Here is a 21,592-nt window from a genome sequence, read left to right on the forward strand (position 1 = left end):
ATCGTTCAATTCAACGGAGAGATACCATGTCAGACCGCGTCCTGCTCACCGGCATTTCCGGCTTCCTCGGCGGCCACGTCGCCCTGCAACTCCTCCAGCAAGGCTACACCGTCCGCGGCTCGGTGCGCAGCCTCGACAAGGCCGAAAAAGTGAGGAAAACCCTCGCCGCCCACGGCGCCGACACCTCCCGCCTCGAGTTCGTCGCCCTCGACCTGCTCTCCGACAAGGGCTGGGCCGAGGCCATGTCCGGTGTCCGCTACCTGCAGCATGTCGCCTCCCCCTTCGTCCTCGAAATGCCCAAGGACAAGAACGACCTGATCCGCCCCGCCGTCGAAGGCACCCGCCGCGCCGTCACCGCGGCGCTCACCGCCGGCGTCGAGCGCATCGTCGTCACGTCCTCGATCGCCGCCATCGCCTACGGCCACGATGACTACAGCCGTACTTTCACCACCGCCGACTGGACCAACACCGACAGCCCCAAGGTCAGCGCCTATCCCGAATCGAAGCTCCGCGCCGAACGCGAGGCGTGGCGCATCGCCGAGCAGTTCAAGGCCCGCGACCGCCTCGCCACCATCAACCCCGGCGCCATCCTCGGCCCGCTGCTCGACGAGGATGTCGGCACCTCCGGCGCGCTGGTGCTTCGCCTGCTCAACGGCTCGATGCCCGCCGCGCCCAAGATGAGCTTCTCCATCGTCGACGTCCGCGACGTCGCCGCCGCCCAGGTCGCCGCCATGACCGCACCGGACGCCGGCGGCAAGCGCCACATCCTGTCCGATCGCGAGATGACCCTGTTCGAGCTCGCCAGCGCGCTCCGCGCCGCCCTGCCCCAGGCCTCGGCCCGCGCCCCGCGCTTCGAGCTGCCCAACTGGGTGGTGCGCCTGATGGGCCTGTTCGACCCGCAGATCGGCTCCAACACCGCCGAACTCGGCCATATCAGGCGCGTCGACGGCAACAGCGGCCGCCTGCTGCTGGCCCGCCCCACCATCCCCGGTCCCGACGCCGCCGTGGCCACCGCGCAAAGCCTCATCGCCCAGCGCCTCCTCGCCTGAAAAAAGGACTGGTCCAACGGCGCGAGATTGGCTAATAAGCGCGCCATCGAAGCGGGGCTGTAGCTCAGTTGGGAGAGCGCATCGTTCGCAATGATGAGGCCAGCGGTTCGATTCCGCTCAGCTCCACCACTTCGATTTTCAATATATATCTCAATGCACTACGTTGGCTAGGTGGGTGGATGTGCATGACCACCAGGGGTCATTCTTGACGCCGTCACCCCCACACCCTCTCATCAGTTGTGGGTGCCAATCTCACTTGTGGAGGTCACTGACACCCACGGAGGAGACCGTGCTACAACCGCTGATGAGCGATACGAAATGGCGGGAGTTGCGGCTTGCGATGTTGGGCCTCGAGCAGGCCCCGCAGTGGTTCAGCACGGCCACGAATGGATTTCGATATGGGCCCGACAGCGAATGGTTCTACCACTTCCAGGACGCAGTCTATTCGGACCTGCTCCACGTTGACATCATCGCCAGGGACGAAGCTCACCGGGAGCTGATACGCAGCGTCATGGAACCCCTCCACCTCCCCGGTGAAGAAACCGCTCAAGGTTTTCGCATATTCGGCTACGCCCAACCCGGTCAGGCCGTAGACTTCCTCTTCGCCAAAAGCCCCGCGCCCTAACCACATTTGTGGATGGGTCTCCCTAACCGCTAAGGATCATGAATCAGGGCCCACGCATGTGGAACAAGGCGACGGCGATCGAAGAGGAATGTGGGAAACTGGAGGAGGCGATAAATGACATGTTCAGCAGCGTCGGTCTTACCATGCCAGAACTGCACTGGCTTGCCTGTGACGTCCGACAACAGAACGTGTCATGCAATGCCCTTGGTTTCGAGTGGCAGTTTCAGCAAGAAGGGGCCTATCAGGACGTGTGGTTCTGTAGTCCCCGCTTTCCTTCGATCGTGATCCCTCTGCGGGAGTTCGACTGGATCATCCATCCGCCAGAGGTGAATGTAAGCGAGGCCGAACTGTGGGAGCAGAGTAGCCGAATTTCTAGGCTGGAGGACGCCGCCGTTGCACTGCGCCGCTGGTTGCCAATCATTGTTGCAACAATGACTGAGGGCCACTTGCCTTCAGTCGACCAGCAGCTTGTCGGGCTTCGAAAGCGACGACTGGGAATCAAATAAGCCTCCCCCACACCCTTTGTACCGGTGCGGGTGCGGGGGCGGCGCAAGCGGCCTCGAAGCGGCAACAGTGAGTTAGCCCAACGACCCCGAAAAGCCGTTTACGATCAATGATCAGCTTTGGGGCGGTTAGCCAGCATAGGGTGTTGAAATCCGACACTTTCTGCAGACCGCTCAGCTCCACCGCTTCGATCTTCCCTATCTACCTCAATGCACTCCGTTGGCTGACCGCAGAAGCGCGCTTCACGGTGGCACGCCATTTTCTGCGGATGACCGAATGGCCGGCCGTGAGGTGGCGCGACCACGCTTCGTTGCTGCTGCGCGGGCTATTGGGCGGGCGGCGAGGAGAAGGTGGCGAGGTAGGCGATGACGTTGGCAACATCGTCTGGGTCGCGCAACCCCGTGAAGGACATGTTCGAGCCATTGACCACGCTGCGTGGCTTGGTGATGAACTTGGTAAGCGTCTCGATATCCCAGACCACCCCGCCTTGCCCCGCCTCAACCATGCCGTCCGAGTACTTGAAACCCTCGACGGAGGCAGCGGGGCGCCCGATCAGGTTGTTGAGCGGAGGGCCGTTCTTGGCGCCTTCACCCACCGCGTGGCAGGTGGCGCATCTGAACTGGAACATTTCCTCGCCCAGGGCCACATCGCCCTGCGCCAACGCGCCTCCGGCATTCATCATGAGGGCGGCAATTGCAACCGCGGTCCGAACCATCTCACGACCTCCCTGACTGGCCTCGCGACCGAAATCAGCTCCCGGATCGTCGGGTCATCACAGAGCAGTATAGAGCAACCCGGGACCGTCACCTAGACCGCGTCGCCCGCAGCACTCGACCGTGACGCTTTGATTTCTAGGTCTGCCTGGGCACCTCAACCGTCACGAGCCACCGGTCCTTCCCTAGCCGTCGCCGGCGCTCAAACCCCGCCCGTTCGAACATCCCCAACGTGCCGTTGTGGAGGAACGACGACGACACCGAGCGGCCTTCCGCGTCCTCCGGAAAACTCTCCACCGTGCCGCCCCCGAGGCGGCCGATCTCGGTCAACGCGCCGGCCAGCGCCGCAGCCGCCACGCCCCGCTTCCGATACGCCTTGTCGACGAAAAAGCAGGTTATGCGCCAGTCCGGCAGTGTCTGCGGCTCCGCCTCATAGGCCCGGCGCGCCTTGATCCTCGGCAGTTCCGCCGGCGAGCCGAACTGGCACCAGCCGACACAGATGTCGCGGTCGAACACCAAGGCGGCATGCGTGTCGCCACTCTGCACCCGCGCCTCCTTGTCGGCCCGGTGTTGTGCGGCGCCCTCATGCCCCGCGCCCTCGGCGTGGAACGCCATGCACCAGCAGCCGCCCCAGACGCCGTTGTGGCGCTCCACCAGGGCGGCGAAATCCGGCCAGGTGCCGGGATTGAGCGGTCTAGTCGAGAAGCTGGCCATCGCTCTCTCGCCGAGGCTGTAGAGCGGGCATCAGGCAGCAAACCGCAGCCCGATGCAACCCGAACGGCCCGACGGCAAGGTTCGGGCGACCAGGTGCCTCTCGCCTGACCGGCGGCAACCCTCAGTTCCGCCCCTCCAGCCCTTGCTACTGCATCCGGTTGACAACATCATTCTCATCGCGCTCATATGTGGGATCGATCTCATGTCGAGTGCCCGATGGCGACGATTACCGACGTCTCGAAGAAGGCCGGCGTTTCCCGATCCACCGTTTCACGGCTGATCGCGGGCAACGGCTATGTCTCCGAGGAAGCGCGGAAAGCCGTCGAAGCCGCCATCCTCGAGCTCGGCTATCGCCCCAACACCATGGCGCGGGGCCTGCGCTCCAATCGCTCCAATATCATCGGCGGCGTCGTCGTCAACGTGTCGAGCCCGTTCTACGCCCAGATGATCGGCGGCATGCAGGAGACGGCGCGCCACGCGGGCAAGAGCATCATCGTCGCCTCCGGCTATGCCGACCGCGATGAGGAGGCCCGCGCCATCATCGAGCTGGTCGATCGCGCCTGCGACGGGCTGATCCTCTACCTCGAAAACGCCCTGCGCGACGATGCGCTGGAGATCCTCACCCGCTCCAGGATCCCGGTGGTCAGCGTCGGCGGCAACGAATGCCCGCCCGCCCTTGCTCGCGTCGGCATTGATAATTTCACCGGCGGCCTCGTGGGCATGCGCCTGCTGCTCGCCGAGGGCCACCGCCGCATCATCTACCTCTCCGGCGGCCCGATCTACCACGATACCCACGAGCGGCTGCGCGGCATCGATGCGGCGCTCGCCGAGTTCGGCCTTACCCGCGACGACATCTTCGTCGAGCACGGCAGCTTCTCCGAGACCTTCGGCCACGAGGCCACCGCCCGGCTGATCGCCGAACGGCCCGAGACCACCGCCATCTTTGCCGGCGACGACGACGTCGCGGCGGGGTCGCTGCTGGCCTTGAAGCGAGCCAACAAGCGCGTCCCCGAGGACATTTCGCTGCTCGGCTTCGACGACAATTTCCATGCCCGCCACCTGACCCCGGCGCTGACCACCGTGCGCCAGCCGGTCGATGAGGCCGGCCGTGTCGCCACCCGTCTGCTGCTCTCCATCCTCGATGGCGAGCCGCCGGCCGATCCGGTCATCACCATTCCCACCGAGCTGATCATGCGCCAGAGCGTCGGTCCGGTGCCAAGCCTTTCGCCGACGTCCCGCGTTGCGGCGCCGGCGCTGACGACCAACTGACCAGAGCGAGATCAGGAAAAGTTCTGAGACTTTTCCGGTTCGATCTCGCGACAAACCTAGGACTGCGCCTCAGGAGCCTATTTCGACTGCACACTGGCCTATCGATTATGGGATCGATCTCACAGGGAGAGACTAGCCATGCACCGACTGCGTTTACTGACCCTTCTCGCCGCCGCCGCCCTCGCCGGCACGGCTCTCGCCACCGGGGCACAAGCCGAGGTGATCATCCGCATCGCCCCGGTCCACACCGACGCGCATGTCGAGAACTACAACCCCTACAACCTCACCGGCCCGCACGCCTACGTCCAGGATTTCGCTTATGAGCCGCTGTGGATCGACAATGTCTGGCACCCGGACAACGACTTCCCGGCTCTCGCCACCTCATATGAACTCGGCGACGACCTGAAGAGCGTGACCTACCACCTGCGCGAAGGCGTGAAGTGGTCCGACGGCGAGCCGTTCACCGCCGCCGACGTGGTTTTCACCTTCAACTACGCCAAGGCGCATCTCGATTTCCCCGTCGGCTACGACATCTACAATGCCGAAAAGGACACCGGCTCGATCGTCGATGTGGTGGCGGTCGACGATCACACCGTGCGCTTCGAGCTGAAAGCCGCCGACTCGCTGGCCCGCCTCAATATCGGCCCGGTCTTCCCGCTGCCCGAACACATCTGGAAGGACGTCGCCGACCCGGTTAACTACGCCAACCCCAAGGTGGTGGCGACGGGCCCGTTCACCGAGGTGCGCGACTTCTCGCGCAACGCCTTCAAGCTCTGCAAGAACCCGCTTTACCGCGATGCGGCCGACGTGAAGATCGATTGCATCGAATACCCGCAGCTGTCGGACAATCTCCAGGTCATAGCCGCCATCACCAATGGCGATCTCGACTGGGCCACCGACGGCATCACCGACCCCGATATCACCTACGCTTCGAAGAGCCCCGACAACCACTACTGGCTGCCGCCCGACGCCGGCACCAACCTGCAGCTCAACACCACCGAGGCGCCGTTCAACAATCTCGAGTTCAGGAAGGCCATGTCGATGGCCATCGACCGCGGCACCCTGGTCGATATCGCCACCTTCGGGCTCACGACGCCCGCCGAATATCCCATCGGCGAAGGCATGTTCTACAAGGACTGGATCGATACCGCGGCGCTCGCGCCTTACCAGTACCTGATGAAGTACGACCCGGATGCGGCAAAGAAAGTCCTCGACGACGCCGGCTTCGTCGACAAGGACGGCGACGGCTGGCGCGACAATCCCGACGGCACGCCGATCGCCTTCAAGATGGCCGTGCCGGCCGGCTGGGACGACTGGGTGAATACGCTGCAGACCGTCTCGGAGAACCTCCAGGACATCGGCATCAACGGTGAGATGGAGACCCCCGAGGAAGGCGCCTGGTTCGACAACATCCCGACCGGCAATTTCGACGTCTACATCATGTGGACGAACCTCAGCTCGACACCCTGGTTCACCTATCACTCGATGTTCAACCCGCGCACCATGGTCCCTGGGCAACTCAACGAGCAGTCCATGCACCAGATGAAGATCCCGGGCATCGAAGCCGACCTCGCCGCCATCAGCGCCACGGCCGACGTCGCCGTACAGAAGGAAAAAGTCACCTCTGTGATGAAGCAGGTAGCCGAGAACCTGCCGGTGATCACCCTGTTCTCCAACCCCGCCTGGTACGAATATTCGACCCGCAACTTCACCGGCTGGCCGGACGCCGACAACGCCTGGGCCCGTCCCAACAACCCCTCCGGCATCCACGAACGCGTCAAGGTTCTGCTGAGCCTGACACCGGTGGCGAAGTAAGCTGATCCTCGGGGACGGGTTCGCCCGTCCCCATCACGCTCGGGGTACGCGATGGCCTTCCTCCTCCGCAGACTGGGGTTCTACTTCGGGGCGTTCTTCGTCGCGATCACCCTCAACTTCCTGATCCCGCGGCTGATGCCGGGCGATCCGGCGACCCGCATCCTGCTGTCACTGCGCGGCAAGCTGCGCCCCGATCAGATCGACGCCATCCGCAAGACCTATGGCTTCGAGGGTTCGATGTGGGACCAGTACCTGCAATATCTCTGGCGCCTCGCGCACTTCGATTTCGGCATCTCGACCGTCAACTTCCCCGAGCCGACGGCGAGCCTCCTCTTCTACGCCGCCGGCTGGACCCTGCTCCTCGTCGGCACCGCCACCGCGCTCTCCTTCGGCATCGGCATCACGATGGGCATCTGGTCGGCCTGGCGCCGCGGCGGCTTCTTCGACACCTTCTTCACCCCCATCAACGTGATGCTCAACGCCTTCACCCCGGCCGTCGTCGCGCTGCTGCTCTGGTACGCCTTCACCATGCAATGGGCGATCTTTCCGCTCGGCCGCGCCCACGAGATGAACCTCACCCCCGGCTTCAATCTTGAGACCTTCGTCAGCGTCGCCTGGCACGCCGTGCTGCCCGTCGCCTCGATCGTCATCGTCAGCTTCGGCGCCTGGCACCTGGGCATGCGCAACACCATGATCAACCTCCTCAACGAGGACTTCGTCATTCTAGCCAAGGCCAAGGGCCTGTCCGACCGCCGCATCCGCAACCGCTACGTGGCGCGCAACGCCATCCTGCCGCAGATCACCTCGCTGGCGCTGTCGATCGGCTACGTGCTGGGCGGCGCCTTCATCACCGAGGTGGTGTTCAACTACCCCGGACTGGGCAAGTTCACCCTCAACGCCATCCAGACCCGCGACTATTCCTTCATCCAGGCCCAGTTGATCCTGCTGACCATGAGCGTGCTGATCGCCAACCTCGCCTCCGACGTCCTCAACGTCATCCTCGATCCGCGACTGCGTTCGGCAGGGAGAGCCTGATGACCGACATCCTCCCCGCCCTCAACCCAGCCGCCCCACCGCGCGCCGAACTCACGGCCCCGACGCAGCGCGAGCTGATGGCCGAGCTCGGTGTCCGCCCCCGCTCCCGCCTCCTCGCCCGGCTGCCCGGCTGGGCTCAGCTCTTCCTCACCAACAAGAAAGGCCTCATCGGGCTGATCATCCTCGCGATCTTCGTGATCCTCGCCGTGCTGGCGCCGCTCATCACCCCCTATGATCCCTACCGCCGCGCCGGCAAGCCGCACGTGCAGCCCGGCGTCGAGCACTTCCTCGGCACCTCGCGCCAGGGCAAGGACAATTTCAGCCAATTGCTCGAAGGCAGCCGCGCCAGCCTCACCGTCGGCTTCATCGCCGGCTTCTCCGCCACCCTGATCGGCCTCGCCGTCGGCATCTCTGCCGGCTATTTCGGCGGCAAGACCGACGAGGTCCTCACCTTCTTCGTCAACGTCTCGCTCGTCCTCCCCGCATTGCCGCTGATCATCGTCCTCGCCAGCTTCATCGAGGAGGCGTCGCCAACCGTTATCGGCCTCGTCCTTGCCTTGACCGGCTGGGGCTGGAGTGCGCGCACCATCCGCACCCAGACCCTCGCGCTCAAAAGCCGCGAGTTCGTGCTCGCGGCAGAGCTGATGGGGGAGAAGAAGTGGCGGATCATCGTCCGCGAGATCCTGCCCAACATGAGTTCGTTCGTGGTCGGCGGGTTCGTCCTCGCCACCATCTACGGCATCCTTGCCGAGGCGGCGCTGGAGTTCATCGGGCTGGGCAGCCCCAACTCCGTCACCTGGGGCACCATGCTCTACTGGGCGATGCGCGCGCAGGCCCTCCAGACCGGAGCCTGGTACGAGATCTGGCCGCCCGCCATTGCCATCATGCTGACCGGCGCAGCCCTCGTCATGGTTAACTTCGCCGTCGACGAGATCACCAATCCGCAGCTCGCCGCCACCCGCCGCATCGGCCCCATCCGCCGCTTCCTCAAGCGCCGCAACCGGAGTGCCGATTTTGTCTGACGCACCCCTCATCGAGGTCCGCAACCTCACCGTCGACTACGTGGGCGCCAACACCGTGTCGCGCGCTGTCAACGGTATCGACTTCGACATCCGCCCCGGCGAGGCCTTCGGGCTCGCCGGCGAAAGCGGCTGCGGCAAGTCCACTGTCGCCTTCGCGCTGGCCCGCCTCACCCGCCTCCCCGGCCTGGTCAGTGGCGGCGCCGTCCGCTTCATGGGCGAGGACGTGCTGAACTTCACCGCCCAGCGCCTCCGCCGCTATCGCTGGGGCGAGGTCAGCTTTGTCTTCCAGTCGGCCATGAACGCCCTCAACCCGGTGATCAAGGTCAGGGAGCAGATCGAGGACGCCATCCTCGCCCATCGCCCGAAGGCCAGCCGCGCCGAAACCCTCGCCCGCGCCGCCGAGCTGTTCGAGCTCGTCGGTATCAGCCCGCGCCGCCTCGACGATTACCCGCACCAGTTCTCCGGCGGCATGCGCCAGCGCATCTGCATCGCCATGGCACTGGCGCTGGAGCCGAAGCTGATCATCATGGACGAGCCGACCACCGCGCTCGACGTGGTGGTGCAGCGCGACATCATCGAGCAGATCTGCGAGCTCAAGGCCCGTTTCGGCTTCTCTGTGCTCTTCATCACCCACGATCTCGGCCTGATGATCGAGTTCTGCGACCGCATCGGTGTCATGTATGCCGGCGAGCTGGTGGAAGTGGCTCCCGCCAGCTCCATCCTCACCGCCCCGCAGCACCCCTACACTCGCGCGCTCGGCCGCTCCTTCCCGCCGCTCACCGGGCCCCGCGTCCGCCTCGATGGCATCGCTGGCTCGCCGCCCAGCCTCAGCGCCCTGCCCGAAGGCTGCCGCTTCTCGCCCCGCTGCGGCGAAGCCATCCCGGTCTGCAGCCGCCTCGCCCCCGAACTCCGCCCAACACCCGCCACCGGAGGAGAAGCCGCATGTCATCTCCTGTCATGAGCGCCGATCCCATCCTTGAAATGCGCGACGTCGACATGAGCTTCGTGCTCGGCGGCCTCGTCGGCAAGCGCACCACGCTGCGGGCGCTGTCGGGCATCTCGCTGAAGCTCACCCCCGGCCGCGCCCTGGCGCTGGTCGGCGAATCCGGCTCCGGCAAATCCACCTGCGCCCGCATGCTGGCCCGTGTTTACGAGCCGGCCTCCGGCCAGATCGCCTTCCACGGCGAGGACGTCGGCAAGCTCACCGGCAAGGCACTGACCGATTACCGCGCCGAAGTGCAGATGATCTTCCAGGATCCGTTCGGCTCGCTGAACCCTACCCAGTCGGTGGCCTACATCCTCGAGCGCCCGCTGCGCATCCACCGCCCTGGCCTCACGAAAAAGGAAGTCCGCGAGCAAAGCGAAGCCCTCCTCACCCAGGTTGGCCTCGTCCCCGCCGCTGAGTTCCTGAAGCGCCGCCCGCATGAGCTCTCCGGCGGCCAGCGCCAGCGCGTCGCCATCGCCCGCGCTCTCTCGGTCGAGCCCACGGTACTCCTCGCCGACGAGCCCACCTCGATGCTCGACGTCTCGGTCCGCTTGGGGATCCTCAACCTGCTCGAGGACCTGAAGCGCGAGAAGAACCTCGCCGCTCTCTACATCACCCACGACATCGCCACGGCCCGCTACTTCGCCGAGGAAACCGCGGTGATGTATGCCGGCCACCTCGTCGAGCAGGGCCCGAGCGAAGCGATCACCGACAACCCGCGCCACCCCTACACCCAGCTCCTGATCGCCGCGGTGCCCAACCCGAAAAACAAGATCACCGGCGCCGCCGTCCGCCGCGCCGCCGATATCCCGCTCTGGACCGCCGAAAGCCGCGGCTGCCCGTTCGCCCCGCGCTGCCCGCGCGCCACCGACATCTGCCGCGAAGTCATGCCCGGCCCCACCACCGTCGGCGACAGCCACATGGCCCGCTGCCACCACCTCTGACCGGATTACCCCTAAATGAACCAGCTCCTGGCGATCAACGCCCAGTATCCTGCGCTCTTTTCGAGCCGCGCCATCGCCACCAACCAGGTCGGCTACGAGGCCGCGGGGCCGAAATTCGCCGTCCTCGCCCTTGGCGCAGGTCCCGAGTTCACCGCGCTCCACCTGCGCGATGCCGCAACCGGCGATGTCGTCTTCGAGACCACGCCCAGCCACGCTGCCGGCGTCGACAGCTGGAAGGCCCAGCGCTGGCAGACAGCCGAGTTCACCGCGTTCACCGGCATCGGTCAGTTCATCCTCGAAGCCTTCGACGCGACCGGGGCCCGCCTCGTCTCCGAGCCCTTCGAGATCGCCGAAACCCTCTACGCTGAGCGCTTCCCTCCAGCGCTGCTGCGCTATTTCCAGAGCCAGCGCGCCGCCGAGCCCTATGACAGCGCCGACCGCTCCATCGCCTTCATCGGCAACAAGCGCAACTCGCGCGCCGACGTGCATGGCGGCTGGTACGACGCCTCGGGCGACGTGTCGAAATACCTGAGCCACCTCAGCTACGCCAACTTCATGAACCCGCAGCAGACGCCTCTCGTCGTGTGGGCTCTCAGCAAGGCCGCCGTCTGCCCCCATATCGATGCCAACCTCCACGCCGCCTTCCGCACCGAAGCCCTGTGGGGCGCCGATTTCCTCGTCCGCATGTGCGATCCCGTCGGCATGTTTTACATGACCGTCTTCGACCGCTGGTCGGGCGACACCGCGCAACGCGAGATCTGCTCCTACTCCACCCAGAAGGGCCTCAAGCACGACACCTGGGAAGCCGGCTACCGCCAGGGTGGCGGCATGGCCATCGCCGCCCTCGCCCGTGCCGCCCGGCTGAAGCAGGACGGCGAATTCACCGCCGCGCAGTACCTCGCCACCGCCGAGCGCGCCTTCGCCCACCTGGAAGACCACAACCTCGAATATCTCGACAATGGCGAAGAGAACATCATCGACGACTACTGCGCGTTGCTCGCCGCTACCGAACTCAGCCGCTCGACCGGCAAGCCTGAATACCTGGTGAAAGCTGGCGAGCGCGTCGCAAGCCTGCTCGATCGCCTCGCCGGCGGTCATGGCTATGACGGCTGGTGGCGCGCCGATAACGGCACCCGCCCGTTCTTCCACGCCTCCGACGAAGGCCTGCCGATCGCCGCGTTGGTCGACTACCTCGCCATCGCCCCCGAGGCCGACAAAGTGCGCATCTCCGCCGCCCTCGGCAAAGTGGTGAAACACCTCGCCGCCATCACCGCCGAAGTCGCCAACCCCTTCGCCTACCCGCGCCAGCTGGTGAAGCGCTCCGACGGTGGTGTCGGCACGCAGTTCTTCTATCCGCACGGCAATGACAGCGGCTATTGGTGGCAGGGCGAGAACGCGCGCCTCGGCAGCCTCGCCTACGCGCTCCGCCGCGCCATGCCGCACATCGATGCCGAAACCGCCGAACTCGCCCGCATCCAGTCGCAGCGCGCCATCGACTGGATCCTCGGCCTCAACCCCTATCACTCGTGCATGCTGCAGGGCTTCGGCCGCAACTGGGCCATCTACGGACCCGCCAAATTCCCCAACGCCGACGGCGGCATCTGCAACGGCATCACCTCGTCGCTCACGGACGAAACCGACATCGGCTTCTGCGAGACCGAGGACCCGTTCCAGTCCTGGCGCTGGAGCGAACAATGGCTCCCCCACGCGGCCTGGTTCCTGCTGGCGATGACGGAGTATTGAGCTTTCGGGCGGCCGGCCGGCTGAGCTACTGCGCCGGCACCGCCGTGCGCGCCGCTCTCGGTCGCTTGTGCAACACGCGCAGCAGCGGCTTTTCGATCCGCTCGTGCACGATGACTCCGGCCACAAGGGCCAGCCCGATCGCCACCGCCACCATGCCGAAGTAACTCCCCAGCCCCTCCGGCAGCACGCGCGTCCCCACCGCGACTACGGCGCCGACCACGAACATATGCACCAGGTAGGTCGCATAGGAGGCATCCCCCAGCTTCTCCAGCCAGGGGCTCCGCGGCAGCGCAGCCTCGCGAGCCAGCCCCATCACCAACAGCGCCACTGCCAGCCCAACCAGCGATACGAACGCAGGCGCCGTCTCATAGGGTGTCTGGTCGAGACCAAACGCCACGATCGCGCCAACTGCCGCGAGCCCAACCAGCCCCGGCATCACCAGTGCCGGCAGCCGCGCGAACACGCCCCTAATATGTCCCAGGCCCACCCACGCGCCGGCCACGAACGCCAGCACCGCATGGTGCATGTAGAAACCGAGCAGCGGATCGGTCGGCTTCAGCACCTCACCCGCCACATAGAGCGCCGCAAACCCTACCGTCAGCGCCACGACCCGCCCGCCAGCAGCCAGCCCTGCCAGCAGCGCGAACGCCAGGTAGAAGAACACCTCATAGTTCAGCGTCCAGCCCAGGCTCAGCAGCGGGCTCGTTCCGCCTCGACCAGGCGCCTCGTGCGGGATGAACAGCATCGACTGCGCATAATGCGGCACGGTGAACACCGTGCTCTTGAACAACGCCGGCAGCGCCAGCGCCAGCAGCGCGGCGAGCGTCGTGAAGATCCAGTACAGCGGCACGATACGGATGGCCCGGCGCTTCAGGAACTCCAGCGCCGAGAATGGCCCCGATCCCGAGATCGCCACCATGATGAAGCCGCTGATCACGAAGAACAGATAGACCCCGAACTCGCCCAGCCGTGCCTGCAGGTAGATCGGGTCCGCCAACGGATGCTCCGAGGCATGCGCGACCACCACCAGCAGCGCCGCCAGGCCGCGCAGGTACTGCACCGAGTAGAGCTTTCCAGCCATCCGGGTAACCTTTCGTTCACCCTCTGCAATAGCACTCCAGCCGCAGCGCCCAATCCTCCGTCGCGCGCTACGGTTAAGACGGGGGACAGCACCTCTGCAGCGAGGAGTGATGCCCCGCATTGCCGGAACCGAAAACCGCCGCCAGTGTTCATCCCTCCATTGAACCGCCGCATCCACCGCCTATCTCCTTGAGATCGCAGCTAACCCGGCCACCCCATGCCCGCTCCCGTCGTCGATGCCAAAGGCATCAACCTGCACCTGAAGAGCGGCACCACTTCGCTGCACATTCTCAAGGATGTCGACCTCACCCTGCAGCCCGGCGAGGTGACCGCCATCGTCGGCCCCTCGGGCAGCGGCAAGACCTCCCTGCTGATGGTGCTCTCCGGCCTCGAACAGGCCACCTCCGGCGCCATCAGCGTTGCCGGCACCGACATCGCGAAGCTCAACGAAGACCAGCTTGCCATCTTCCGCCGCGACGCGCTCGGCATCCTGTTCCAGAACTTCCACCTCATCCCCTCGCTTACCGCGCTCGAAAACGTCGCCCTCACCCTCGAGATCGCCGAGCCGTCGCTGCCCTGGACGACGATCCGCGATCGCGCCGCCGCCGCCCTCACCGATGTCGGCCTCGCCAACCGCCTGACCCACCTGCCCAGCGCCCTCTCCGGCGGCGAGCAGCAGCGCGTCGGCCTCGCCCGCGCCATGGTCGGCAACCCCAAGCTCATGCTCGCCGACGAGCCCACCGGCAACCTCGACCAGGAGACCGGCGCGCATGTCATCGAGCTGATGTTCGGCCTCGCCCGCGAGCGCGGCACTGCCATCCTGCTCATTACCCACGACTCGTCGCTGGCCGGAAAAGCCGATCGCCAGTTGCGCATGAACGAGGGCCATCTGAGCGAGCGGGTGCCCGCGTGAATGCGGTCGCCACCACGCTGCGCGGCTGGCTCCGCGTCGCGTTGAAAGACCTGCGCGGCGACCTCCGCCGCTTCACCATCCTCCTCGCCTGCCTGGCGCTCGGCGTCGGCACCATCACGATTGTCGGCTCGGTCGGTGCGGCGCTGCAATCGGCCCTGCTGCGCGATGCCCGCACCCTGCTCGGCGGCGACATCGAGGCCCAGCTCTCCTATCGCGCCGCCAACCCCGAGGAACGGCAGGAATTCGCGAGCTTCGGCAAGCTCGGCGAAGTCGTCGAAGTCATGGGCCGCGGCGACGCCGGGGACACAAACAGCTTCCTCGCTATCCGCGCCGTCGACACCAATTACCCGCTGATAGGCACGGTGACCGTCGAAGGCGCCGACGCTCCGCTGCCCGACCTTCTCGGCAAGCGCAGCGACGGCAACTTCGGCCTCGTCGCCGACCAGCTGCTGCTCGATCGCCTGGGCCTGAAGCTCGGCGACACGCTCACCATCAGCGACGCCACCTTCACCCTAACCGGCATCATCGGCACCGAGCCCGACCGCATCACCGCCGGCATGCAGTTCGGCCTGCCCGTGCTGATGTCGGTCGATGCCCTCAACGCCACCGGCATCCTCGCCCCGGGCGTCCTCGCCAGCTATCGCTACAAGATCCTCTTGAACGGGACCGATCCCGATACGGCCATGGCGGCCATCAAGACCACCTTCCCCGAGGCCGGCTGGAAGCTCGCGGGTCCCAAGGATGCCACCGCCGATCTGGCGCGTTTCTTCGATATGTTCGCGCGCTTCCTCACCATTGTCGGCCTGTCGTCCCTGCTGGTCGGCGGCCTCGGCGTCTCCAACGCCATCTCCGCCTATGTCACCGAACGCCAGCGCTCCATCGCCACCATGAAGGCGCTCGGCGCGACCGGCCCGCGCATCCTCGTCCACTTCCTGACCCAGGTGATGCTGCTCACCATCGCCGGCATCATCCTCGGCCTGCTGCTCGGCACGCTGCTCACCCTGGTGCTGCTGCCGATCCTCGGCAGCCTCATCGGCCTGTCGCTGCCGCCGGTGGTCGACACCGTGACGCTATGGACTGCCGCCGGTTTCGGCGCCCTCACCGGCTTCGCCTTCGGCTATTTGCCGCTTCGCCGCGCCGAAAAACTGAAGCCCGCGCTGCTGTTCCGCTCCGCCGGCTCCGCTGTCGAAGGCGGGCTCGACTGGCGTGACATGCTGAAGCCTGGCCTCTGGCTGCCGCTCGGCCTCGCGGCCGCCGGCATCTACGCTCTAGCCGCCCTCACCACCGGCCGCCCGCTGCTGGTGCTGTGGTACGCCATCGGCATCCTCGTCGCCTTCCTGATCCTCCGTGGCGCCGCCTGGCTGTTGCAGCGCTCCCTCAAGCTCATCCCGCCGCTCTCCAACGCCGCCCTCCGCAACGCCATCAAGTCGATCTGGCGCCCCGGCGCCCCCGCCCCGGTGGTCATCCTGTCGCTCGGCCTCGGCCTGGCCCTGCTGCTGCTCATCGCGCTGATCGACGGGAACCTCCGCCACCAGCTTGCCCGCGAGTCGATCCCCAACGCTCCCAGCTTCGTCTTCATGGATCTGTTCGAGGACGAGGTGGACTCCCTCAAGCAGTTCTCCGTCGGCGACAAGTCCGTCGAGACCTTCGCCTCGCTGCCCATGATCACCGGCGCCATCGAGGCCATCAACGGCGTCCCGATCGCCGACCTTAACCGCACCCCGCCGCCCGAGTTCGCCTTCGTGCTCGAGGGCGAAATCCCGCTCTCCGCCTCCGATGGCCTGCCCGAGCAATCCACCATCACCGAAGGCAGCTGGTGGCCACCCAACTTCATCGGCCCGCCGGAAGTCTCGGTGTTCCAGCGCCTCAAGGCGCCGCTCGGCCTCAAGCTCGGCGACATCCTCACCTTCCGCATCTTCGGCGACGAGGTGAAGGTGAAGATCGGCAGCTTCCGCGATTACGCCTGGCGCTCGGGCAGCGTGAACTTCGGCTTCGTCCTCTCCCCCAACGCCCTGGCCGATTTCCCACTCAGCTATCTCGGCCTGCTCAAGGCCGTCCCCGGCCAGGAGACCGAGGTGCAGCAGCGCCTCGTCGCCGAGTTCCCCGATCTGCTGTTCCTGCCGGTCGGCGAGGCGCTCGCAACCTTTGCTGCCATCCTCGCCAATGTCACCACCGCGGTCGAAGTGATCGGCGGCCTCGCCGTGGTCAGCGGCGTGTTGGTGCTGGCGGGCGCCATGGCAGCCGGCCGCAAGCAACGCGAGTCCGATGCCGTGGTGATGAAAGTGCTCGGCGCCACCCGCGGCGACGTGCTCCGCGCCTACCTCGTCGAATACGGCCTGCTCGGCCTCCTCGCCGCCGTGCTCGCCGCCCTGCTCGGCCTCGCCGGCACCTGGGCCTTCGTCGAATTCGTGCTGGAGATCGACTTCTGGGCCGACCCGGCGCTGCTCATCTGGGTCACCCTCGGCACGATCGCCCTCGCCATCATCGTCGGCATGCTCACCACCTGGTCCGCCCTCTCGACCAGACCCGCCAGCTTCCTGCGCGAAGAGTGATCGGCTAGCGTCCGCTCCAAACGGAGGTCCCGATGCGCCGACTGCTCTTCGCCCTGAGCCTGCTGCTGGTCCCCGCGGCCCATGCCGCCGAACCGCAAATCGACGAAGTCCGCGCCGCCTGGGATGCCTGCTCCAAGGTGCTCGAAACCGCTCCGAACGACTGGACCGGCTGGCGTCGCAATTTCGATGGCGGCTACTCCGACCATTTCGAGTTCCATGACGGCGGCGACGACGCCCCCTCGGTGCTGGTCCAGCGCTGGCTGATCGACGGCATCGCCACCCAGACCGACACCTCCTGCTACCGCTCCGACGGCAGCCTCGCCTTCATCTTCTCCGAGATGACCTCGCCCAACATGGCCGAGGGTTACGACAGCCCCTCCATCACCCGAGAAGGCCGCCTCTACTTCGCCCCCGACGGCCACCTGCTGCGGCTGCTCAAACGCATCACCGAAGGGGACAACGAAGTCGCCCCCATCGACAACGAGCAATACCAGCTCGCCCGCGGCTGCGGCCTCACCGCCCCCCACGCCACCGTCGAAGACGTCCGCTCCCACATGATCTCCGAACTCGGCGACATCGAGGGCAACCGCGGCAAGTACACGACCGAGCCGCTGGACTGGTGCGCGATGGAGACGGAGTAGCAGGCGCGCCTTTGCGCCCGACAGCTTTCGGCCTCGGTAGATTCAAAGAACAGGCGGTTCCGGCGTGGCTTCGACCACGCGGGTAGTCCGCAATATGAAGGCCGTCGCCACGCCGGAACTGTTCGGAGTTTTTGCGGGGACCATGAGGAAGCGTTCGCACGCCGGGTGCTAGCCCGGAAACGGTGGACGGGTGCCCATAGCCGCGGCCGCCAGGGGACGGCTCCCCCAGCACCGAAATCGCCCCACCGACCGTCCGTACGCGACCGCGCCCGTGTGGGTGACGGGGGCAGTGTCTCATTGCTGAAAGGCGGGGGGATAAGTCGGGCAAATTTTCTTTGGTGCTGACGTTGCACGCCGGCCGTCATCCCGGCGAAAGCCGGGACCCAGTGCACTGGGTCATCCACTCGCGCTTAGCCCTCCGACCTTGCCGAGATGGACCGGCACGGCCTGTGCCCAGACAGACTGTCCGAGCAGTGGGTCCCGGCTTTCGCCGGGATGACGGCCTGTGGGTGGTGAGTTTCGCTTGGTGGAGCCCCACGCGCCGAACCCTAATCCGGCTGCCCGCCCACCTTGGTCACCGCTGCAGACCCGGCCTCGATCCCGCGCCGCAGGCACGTCTCGACATCCGCCCCCCGCAGCTCCGCCGATACGAACGCCGCGGCGAATGCATCGCCTGCCCCGGTCGTGTCCACCACCTTCACCGCCGGCGCCGGCAGCTTCAGCGTTACCCCCGACGCGTCCCGCACCGCCGCACCACCGGCCCCGAGCTTGATGATCACCCGCCCATAGTTCGGCCCGAGCACCCGCATCTGCCCTTCGAGATCATCCGTCCGGGCCAGCGCCACCGCCTCGTCCTCGTTGGCAAACAGCGTCGAGAACCCCTTGGTCCACTCGAGGAACTTGTCCGCCCCGACCTCCTCGACGAACCCCACCGAGGCCGCGTCCACCGCCACCGGAATGCCGCGCGACTGCGCCTCTTCCGCCATCCAGCGCGCCGCATGCCGCGGCTTTTCCGCGAACAGCGAATAGCCCGACACCAGCACGTAGCGGGTCTCCTCGAGCAGCCACACCGGCATGTCCGAGTGAGACAGGTCGAGGTTCGCGCCGCGGTCGGTGAGGAAGCTCCGCTCCCCGTCCGCATCGACGATGATGACGAGAATGCCCGACGGCTTCACCGGATCGGCGATCAGCACCGGATCGACATGGAAGCCGCGCAGATAGGCCTCGAGATGCGGCTTGTCGCGCGCCCCAACGCGGGCAACGAAGCTGACGGGCGTCCCCATCGAGCCCAACCACACCGCCTGGTTGGCGCCAGAGCCACCCGGCCGCTGGGTGATCTGCGCGCGCCGGTCCGAGCCGCGCACGATCGGTCCCTCAGGGATGACGATAACGTCGGTCATCACGTCGCCGATGACGATAACCCGGCCGGTGCTGTCGCTCATTTCTTGAGCTTCGCCAGCGCCACCGCGATCTCCGCCGCCACCCGCGCGTTGTTCTCAACGAGAGCAATATTGGCGACGAGGCTCTTGCCTCCGGTCAGCTCGAAGATGCGCTTCAACAGGAACGGCGTCAGCTCCTTGCGGCTCACCCCTTCCTTCTCGGCACCCTTGATCGCCTCGTTGATCCGGCCCTCGATCTCATCCTTGTCGAGCGCCGCGCTCTCCGGGATCGGGTTGGCGACCAGCACGCCGCCGAGCCCCAGCGCGAACTGCAGCGCGATCACCTTGGCCGCATCCTTGCCGCTCTCCACCCGATGGTCGACCTTGCCACCCGACTGCCGCGCCCAGAACGCCGGGAAATCCTCGGTCTGGAACCCCAGCACCGGGACGCCCTTGCTCTCCAGCACTTCCAGCGTCTTCGGAATATCAAGGATCGACTTGGCCCCCGCGCACACCACCGCGACCTGCGTGCGGCCGAGCTCCTCGAGATCGGCGGAAATGTCGAACGTCGTCTCCGCCCCGCGATGCACTCCGCCGATCCCGCCGGTGGCGAACACCGAAATGCCCGCCGCCTCCGCCGCCATCATCGTCGTCGCGACTGTGGTGCCGGCCACTTCACCCGAAGCGAGCAGCGCCGCGACGTCGCGCCGCGAGGCCTTCGCCGCCTTGCCGCCGGTCTGCGCCAGCCGCTCGAGGTCCTTGGCGGTGACGCCAACCTTGAACTTGCCGTCCATGATGGCGATCGTCGCAGCCACCGCGCCGTGCTTTTCGATCACCGCCTCGACGTTCTGCGCCATCTCGAGGTTCTGCGGATAGGGCATGCCGTGGGTGATGATGGTGGATTCGAGCGCCACCACCGGCTGCCCGGCATCGAGCGCCTTCTTGACCGCAGGGGAAATGGACAGATGCTTCTTCAGGCTCACTGGAGCGCCTTTCACTACGAGGTTTTGCCCTCACTTGAACTGAAATCCGCGGCAGTTCAACTCCCCGCCCGCCCCTCGTTCGCGTGGCCGGCCAAAGCTCCTGTGACGGCGCGTCGCAGCACCGTGTTCGCCGGGTTCCCGGCATGGCCGGAATGCCCCTAAAACCCTTGCTCCACGTCGGATTTCCCACTACGTTTCGGCCGGCTGGAAAGCTCGTCGCGAAGGGGCACGTCACTGCTTACGGTTATTGTTGATCCGGAGCCGCCTCCGGATCGATGGGCGCCCGGCTCCGGGCACATTGCGAACCCGAATTCTCCCGGCGCGAGACCCGCGCTGCTTGGCCTACCCTCCCGCGTACCCGCTGACCGACATCTCCGTAGCCGGTCCACCTGCACCCCCAGCTTCTTCGAAATTCGCCCGGCACGCCGCCGGGCTTCTGCCATCCGGCGCCGCGAGGCGTCCGGGCCATCCGCCATGCACCGCAGGCCACCCGCGGTTCTGAATCAAGGAGACACAACAAATGCATAAGTCGATGCTCATCGCCGCTCTGGGAGCGCTGCTCGTCGCTACCCCGGTGCTCGCGCAGGACAATGTGGTCAACGTCTACAACTGGTCCGACTACATCGCCGAAGACACCATCGCCAACTTCGAAGCCCAGACCGGCATCAAGGTGAACTACGACGTCTACGACAATAACGAGATCGTCGACGCCAAGCTGCTCGCCGGCAATTCGGGCTACGACATCGTCGTCCCTTCGGGCAATTTCCTCGAGCGCCAGATCAAGGCCGGCCTGATCCTGCCGCTCGACAAGTCGAAGCTGCCGAACCTCGGCAACCTCGACCCTGCCGTGATGGCCACTGCCGCCTCGCAGGATCCGGACAACGCCCACGGCGTGCCCTACATGATCAACACTATCGGCCTCGGCTACAACGTCGCCAAGGTCACCGCGGCGCTTGGCGCCGACGCCCCGCTCGACAGCTGGGACCTGCTGTTCAAGCCCGAAGTGGTGGCCAAGCTCAAGGATTGCGGCGTCGCCGTGCTCGATAGCCCGTCCGAAGTGATGGGCATTGCTCTCCACTATCTCGGCCTCGATCCGAACTCCGAAAAGGAAGAGGATCTGGCCAAAGCCGAAGCGCTGATGGCCAGCATCAAGCCGTCGCTCCGCTACTTCCACTCGAGCCAGTACATCGACGATCTGGGCAACGGCGAGATCTGCCTCGCACTCGGCTATTCGGGCGATATCTTCATCGCCGCCGATGCCGCCGCGCAGGCTGCCCAGGGCAACGAGGTCAAGTACCTGATCCCCAAGGAAGGCGCCGCGACGCTGTTCGACTTCCTCGCCATCCCGGTCGACGCGCCGCATCCGGATAACGCGCTGAAGTTCATCAACTACATCCTCGAACCCAAAGTGGTGGCCGCGATCACCAACTACGTGTTCTACGCCAACCCGAACCTGCCGGCGCTGGAGTTCGTGAACGAGGAAGTGAAGTCGAACCCGGGCATCTACCCGCCGGCCGAGACCATCGCCAAGGCGTTCGTGATGAAGGCGCACTCGCCTGAGTTCGAAGAGGTCTTGACCCGGACCTGGACCCGCATCAAAACCGGTCTGTAATCTCCTCAGGGGGC

At 66.0% G+C, this 21,592-nt stretch carries 19 protein-coding genes and 1 tRNA gene; 15 read left to right on the top strand and 5 right to left on the bottom strand.

Features of this window, described 5'->3' with window-relative positions; all coding sequences use genetic code 11:
• The first annotated feature begins 26 nt into the window (after window positions 1-26).
• From AC1DYL_RS09395 to AC1DYL_RS09410, 4 genes are all read left to right on the top strand, one after another.
• On the top strand, window positions 27-1,049 hold the full coding sequence (locus AC1DYL_RS09395) for an NAD-dependent epimerase/dehydratase family protein (RefSeq protein ID WP_477172932.1): 1,023 nt from the start codon (window positions 27-29) through the stop codon (window positions 1,047-1,049).
• Window positions 1,050-1,102: 53 nt separating this feature from the next.
• A tRNA-Ala gene (locus AC1DYL_RS09400) sits at window positions 1,103-1,178 on the top strand.
• A gap of 160 nt (window positions 1,179-1,338) precedes the next feature.
• Window positions 1,339-1,674 carry a DUF6678 family protein gene (locus AC1DYL_RS09405; RefSeq protein ID WP_477172933.1) on the top strand — a complete coding sequence of 112 codons (336 nt, stop codon included), beginning with the start codon at window positions 1,339-1,341 and terminating at the stop codon, window positions 1,672-1,674.
• A 56-nt stretch (window positions 1,675-1,730) separates the two neighbouring features.
• Window positions 1,731-2,180 carry a hypothetical protein gene (locus tag AC1DYL_RS09410; protein WP_477172934.1) on the top strand — a complete coding sequence of 150 codons (450 nt, stop codon included), beginning with the start codon at window positions 1,731-1,733 and terminating at the stop codon, window positions 2,178-2,180.
• A 323-nt stretch (window positions 2,181-2,503) separates the two neighbouring features.
• On the opposite strand, the gene AC1DYL_RS09415 is transcribed toward AC1DYL_RS09410, so the two are convergent.
• Window positions 2,504-2,893 (bottom strand): c-type cytochrome, encoded by a 390-nt coding sequence (locus tag AC1DYL_RS09415; RefSeq protein ID WP_477148246.1) that lies wholly within the window; start codon window positions 2,891-2,893, stop codon window positions 2,504-2,506.
• Between the two features lie 136 nt (window positions 2,894-3,029).
• Window positions 3,030-3,605, bottom strand: coding sequence for a hypothetical protein (locus tag AC1DYL_RS09420; protein ID WP_477172935.1), 576 nt, complete (start codon window positions 3,603-3,605; stop codon window positions 3,030-3,032).
• 216 nt (window positions 3,606-3,821) lie between these two features.
• Between AC1DYL_RS09420 and AC1DYL_RS09425 the strand changes: the two genes are divergently transcribed.
• The 7 genes from AC1DYL_RS09425 (at window position 3,822) to AC1DYL_RS09455 (ending at window position 12,418) form a co-directional block, all read left to right on the top strand.
• Window positions 3,822-4,874 carry a LacI family DNA-binding transcriptional regulator gene (locus AC1DYL_RS09425; RefSeq protein WP_477172936.1) on the top strand — a complete coding sequence of 351 codons (1,053 nt, stop codon included), beginning with the start codon at window positions 3,822-3,824 and terminating at the stop codon, window positions 4,872-4,874.
• A 138-nt stretch (window positions 4,875-5,012) separates the two neighbouring features.
• Window positions 5,013-6,689 (top strand): ABC transporter substrate-binding protein, encoded by a 1,677-nt coding sequence (locus AC1DYL_RS09430; RefSeq protein WP_477172937.1) that lies wholly within the window; start codon window positions 5,013-5,015, stop codon window positions 6,687-6,689.
• 51 nt (window positions 6,690-6,740) lie between these two features.
• Window positions 6,741-7,724: an ABC transporter permease gene (locus tag AC1DYL_RS09435; protein ID WP_477172938.1), complete on the top strand. Its 984-nt coding sequence runs from the start codon at window positions 6,741-6,743 to the stop codon at window positions 7,722-7,724.
• A complete protein-coding gene (locus AC1DYL_RS09440; RefSeq protein WP_477172939.1) occupies window positions 7,724-8,746 on the top strand; it encodes an ABC transporter permease in 1,023 nt (340 codons plus the stop codon). The genes AC1DYL_RS09435 and AC1DYL_RS09440 overlap by 1 nt, the downstream gene beginning before the upstream one ends.
• On the top strand, window positions 8,739-9,707 hold the full coding sequence (locus AC1DYL_RS09445) for an ABC transporter ATP-binding protein (protein WP_477172940.1): 969 nt from the start codon (window positions 8,739-8,741) through the stop codon (window positions 9,705-9,707). The genes AC1DYL_RS09440 and AC1DYL_RS09445 overlap by 8 nt, the downstream gene beginning before the upstream one ends.
• Window positions 9,689-10,675 (top strand): ABC transporter ATP-binding protein, encoded by a 987-nt coding sequence (locus AC1DYL_RS09450; RefSeq protein WP_477172941.1) that lies wholly within the window; start codon window positions 9,689-9,691, stop codon window positions 10,673-10,675. Before AC1DYL_RS09445 ends, AC1DYL_RS09450 begins: the two co-directional genes overlap by 19 nt.
• Before the next feature lie 15 nt (window positions 10,676-10,690).
• Window positions 10,691-12,418, top strand: a complete 1,728-nt coding sequence (locus AC1DYL_RS09455; RefSeq protein ID WP_477172942.1) for a glycoside hydrolase family 9 protein — start codon at window positions 10,691-10,693, stop codon at window positions 12,416-12,418.
• Between the two features lie 25 nt (window positions 12,419-12,443).
• Here the strand turns inward: AC1DYL_RS09455 and AC1DYL_RS09460 are convergent, their stop codons facing one another.
• Window positions 12,444-13,499, bottom strand: a complete 1,056-nt coding sequence (locus AC1DYL_RS09460; RefSeq protein ID WP_477172943.1) for an acyltransferase family protein — start codon at window positions 13,497-13,499, stop codon at window positions 12,444-12,446.
• 216 nt (window positions 13,500-13,715) lie between these two features.
• Here AC1DYL_RS09460 and AC1DYL_RS09465 point away from each other — a divergent pair, with 216 nt between their 5' ends.
• From AC1DYL_RS09465 to AC1DYL_RS09475, 3 genes are read left to right on the top strand one after another with little or no spacing between them, the layout of a single operon-like run.
• Complete coding sequence (locus tag AC1DYL_RS09465) at window positions 13,716-14,411, top strand: ABC transporter ATP-binding protein (RefSeq protein WP_477148256.1); 696 nt, start codon at window positions 13,716-13,718, stop codon at window positions 14,409-14,411.
• On the top strand, window positions 14,408-16,963 hold the full coding sequence (locus tag AC1DYL_RS09470; protein WP_477172944.1) for an ABC transporter permease: 2,556 nt from the start codon (window positions 14,408-14,410) through the stop codon (window positions 16,961-16,963). The genes AC1DYL_RS09465 and AC1DYL_RS09470 overlap by 4 nt, the downstream gene beginning before the upstream one ends.
• A gap of 32 nt (window positions 16,964-16,995) precedes the next feature.
• Window positions 16,996-17,604: a hypothetical protein gene (locus AC1DYL_RS09475; RefSeq protein WP_477172945.1), complete on the top strand. Its 609-nt coding sequence runs from the start codon at window positions 16,996-16,998 to the stop codon at window positions 17,602-17,604.
• A 548-nt stretch (window positions 17,605-18,152) separates the two neighbouring features.
• On the opposite strand, the gene AC1DYL_RS09480 is transcribed toward AC1DYL_RS09475, so the two are convergent.
• Window positions 18,153-19,046, bottom strand: coding sequence for a carbohydrate kinase family protein (locus tag AC1DYL_RS09480; RefSeq protein ID WP_477172946.1), 894 nt, complete (start codon window positions 19,044-19,046; stop codon window positions 18,153-18,155).
• Complete coding sequence (locus tag AC1DYL_RS09485; RefSeq protein WP_477156175.1) at window positions 19,043-19,966, bottom strand: pseudouridine-5'-phosphate glycosidase; 924 nt, start codon at window positions 19,964-19,966, stop codon at window positions 19,043-19,045. The genes AC1DYL_RS09480 and AC1DYL_RS09485 overlap by 4 nt, the downstream gene beginning before the upstream one ends.
• 520 nt (window positions 19,967-20,486) lie before the next feature.
• Here AC1DYL_RS09485 and AC1DYL_RS09490 point away from each other — a divergent pair.
• Entirely contained in the window at window positions 20,487-21,578 is a 1,092-nt protein-coding gene (locus AC1DYL_RS09490) for a polyamine ABC transporter substrate-binding protein (protein WP_477172947.1), read from the top strand.
• Window positions 21,579-21,592 lie beyond the last annotated feature (14 nt).

It is taken from the genome of Devosia sp. P1_H9, assembly GCF_056405135.1.

Bases quoted from the DNA above. Each gene is read 5' to 3' on its own strand.
- AC1DYL_RS09395 (WP_477172932.1), top strand. From the start codon at position 27: ATGTCAGACCGCGTCCTGCTCACCGGCATTTCCGGCTTCCTCGGCGGC.
- AC1DYL_RS09410 (WP_477172934.1), top strand. From the start codon at position 1,731: ATGTGGAACAAGGCGACGGCGATCGAAGAGGAATGTGGGAAACTGGAG.
- AC1DYL_RS09415 (WP_477148246.1), bottom strand. From the start codon at position 2,893: ATGGTTCGGACCGCGGTTGCAATTGCCGCCCTCATGATGAATGCCGGA.
- AC1DYL_RS09420 (WP_477172935.1), bottom strand. From the start codon at position 3,605: ATGGCCAGCTTCTCGACTAGACCGCTCAATCCCGGCACCTGGCCGGAT.
- AC1DYL_RS09425 (WP_477172936.1), top strand. From the start codon at position 3,822: ATGGCGACGATTACCGACGTCTCGAAGAAGGCCGGCGTTTCCCGATCC.
- AC1DYL_RS09430 (WP_477172937.1), top strand. From the start codon at position 5,013: ATGCACCGACTGCGTTTACTGACCCTTCTCGCCGCCGCCGCCCTCGCC.
- AC1DYL_RS09435 (WP_477172938.1), top strand. From the start codon at position 6,741: ATGGCCTTCCTCCTCCGCAGACTGGGGTTCTACTTCGGGGCGTTCTTC.
- AC1DYL_RS09440 (WP_477172939.1), top strand. From the start codon at position 7,724: ATGACCGACATCCTCCCCGCCCTCAACCCAGCCGCCCCACCGCGCGCC.
- AC1DYL_RS09450 (WP_477172941.1), top strand. From the start codon at position 9,689: ATGTCATCTCCTGTCATGAGCGCCGATCCCATCCTTGAAATGCGCGAC.
- AC1DYL_RS09455 (WP_477172942.1), top strand. From the start codon at position 10,691: ATGAACCAGCTCCTGGCGATCAACGCCCAGTATCCTGCGCTCTTTTCG.
- AC1DYL_RS09460 (WP_477172943.1), bottom strand. From the start codon at position 13,499: ATGGCTGGAAAGCTCTACTCGGTGCAGTACCTGCGCGGCCTGGCGGCG.
- AC1DYL_RS09465 (WP_477148256.1), top strand. From the start codon at position 13,716: ATGCCCGCTCCCGTCGTCGATGCCAAAGGCATCAACCTGCACCTGAAG.
- AC1DYL_RS09475 (WP_477172945.1), top strand. From the start codon at position 16,996: ATGCGCCGACTGCTCTTCGCCCTGAGCCTGCTGCTGGTCCCCGCGGCC.
- AC1DYL_RS09480 (WP_477172946.1), bottom strand. From the start codon at position 19,046: ATGAGCGACAGCACCGGCCGGGTTATCGTCATCGGCGACGTGATGACC.
- AC1DYL_RS09490 (WP_477172947.1), top strand. From the start codon at position 20,487: ATGCATAAGTCGATGCTCATCGCCGCTCTGGGAGCGCTGCTCGTCGCT.